The 1453-nt window shown below is 44.5% G+C and carries 1 protein-coding gene; it reads right to left on the bottom strand.

The window, feature by feature from the left end; all coding sequences use genetic code 11:
• Positions 1-12 precede the first annotated feature (12 nt).
• A complete protein-coding gene (locus ACYQ0N_RS15205; RefSeq protein ID WP_460162855.1) occupies positions 13-1095 on the bottom strand; it encodes a DUF6329 domain-containing protein in 1083 nt (360 codons plus the stop codon).
• Positions 1096-1453 lie beyond the last annotated feature (358 nt).

Raw genomic sequence — 1453 nt, 5'->3', positions numbered from 1 at the left:
ACCGCTTTCCCTTTACATTTTAAGATTCATTTCGGGTTCTTCATTCCGGCTGATTTCCATTTCCTCCTCCGTCTGCAGCGACCAGCTTGCTCCGTTATTAAAGAAGCTGACGCAAATATTACCCAGTTTTCCGGTTTCAATCTCACGCTGCTCCAGACCTTCGCCCCAGCCGTCGCTTGCCTGACCTTTAAGATAACCTCGCAGCTCTTCAAGCTCGCTGTCCGTAAGCTCTCCGGAAATCTGACAATCAAAAATTCCCATAAGCTCTCCGTTTACCTCTCCGACCGACGGAAACGCTGAATAGACCTTTTCGCATACGGACGTTTCTTTGTCATAGTACGCCATAAGTCCGCGGCGTTCTTCCTCCGGTAATGAAAACTCCTGAATGAATTCATTGATCTCGTCCGCACAGCCGACGGCGAATTCACAGGAAATCTTGTCGCAATCCTCATTAATAACTACCAGCGGACAGTAAAGCTTCAGAGAATGCGTCGGCTTGGCTTCCGCAATAACTACCAGCGGACAGTAAAGCTTCAGAGAATGCGTCGGCTTGGCTTCCGCCTTAACAGACTGTCCGATCATCTCCGCGGACTGAATATCGTCTCTTTCACGGAGCATTTCTATGACTGCCTGCATGATATTGCTTCTGAGATCGTCGGTTATTATTTTCGTCAGGACCTCCTCAGGCTCAAAACGGCTTTCTCCGTAACGCGTCTTTTCGGCGATATCTGCTGCGATCTCCTTAAGCCTTTCGTGTATTCTCCTTTCAGCTCCGGTCAGCTCGTTGTTTTCGAGCAATGCTCTTGCGTTGGGAATGAACTGCGACTTTCGGGCATATTTTGCGCCCTCGGAATCGACAAGTATTCCGTCGCCGCTTTCGCTGTCAACAAAAAGAACGCAATGGGCAATGTCGTTTATGTCAATGCGCATCAGCTTATGATACCTGGCGATCCAGTAATTATCGTCAAGGGTATCGTTTTTCAGCCTTAAAAATTCATTGCCGTAAAGCGTAACGACCTTTTCCACGCTGACATAATAGGTATTGTAACCGTCCCTCTTGTGATTGAGCGTACTGTTAAAATGCAGTCTTTTCATTCTTATTCCTCCGTTATATTTATTTGCGGTTTCTATATGCCTTTTGCTGTCGCCTCCTTCAGGGCATAAAAAAAGACCGCTTTGTTTAACATCACTTTCGTGATATCAGACAAAACGGTCCTTGAAAATTTGTATACTATTTTTTATATTTACAAAGAGCATATCTGAGATTATCTTTCTCAAATATGCCTCAATCTTCTGAAATATTTAAATGTCGTGAGTTCGAATCCTTTCAGACGGTGTTTTTCGGCTTTTTTCATCTATGGTTTTTAACTTCTTTTTTTCACCGTTTGGGTATCAAAAAAGCCCGTAACTACGGGCTTTTTGGCACTTTCATCTATTTTGTCAGTGCTATATG

The organism is Ruminococcus sporogenes (genome assembly GCF_054655175.1).
The sequence above is the reverse complement of the archived record's forward strand: the minus strand, read 5'-3'. Positions and strand labels throughout refer to the sequence as shown.